Source organism: Pseudoalteromonas sp. SIMBA_162, from assembly GCF_046535955.1.
In the GTDB taxonomy this organism is placed as follows: Bacteria; Pseudomonadota; Gammaproteobacteria; order Enterobacterales; family Alteromonadaceae; genus Pseudoalteromonas; species Pseudoalteromonas marina.
Map to the genome: position 1 here is coordinate 1 of NZ_JAWJBQ010000163.1, position 340 is coordinate 340.

1 protein-coding gene is annotated in these 340 nt (G+C 61.8%); it reads left to right on the forward strand.

Translation table 11 applies throughout. From position 1 onward, the window contains the following. Positions 1–340 (forward strand): hypothetical protein (locus R0J88_RS19175; protein WP_410900757.1); only part of this gene is annotated, 340 nt, incomplete at both ends.

The window sequence follows — 340 nt, forward strand, 5'->3', positions numbered from 1 at the left end:
GGCTCAGGCCGATGAGCAGCTCGAGATCCGTCGTCGCGAGATGGACGAGCGCTTCGAAGACAAGAAGCGCAAGCTCACCCAGGGTGATGATCTGGCACCGGGCGTGCTCAAGATCGTCAAGGTGTACGTCGCCGTGAAGCGTCGTATCCAGCCGGGTGACAAGATGGCCGGTCGTCACGGTAACAAGGGTGTCATCTCCGCGATCATGCCGGTCGAAGACATGCCGTTCGATGGCAATGGCGAGTCGGTTGACGTCGTGCTGAACCCGCTGGGTGTACCGTCGCGCATGAACGTCGGTCAGATCCTTGAGACCCACCTCGGCATGGCCGCGCGTGGTCTG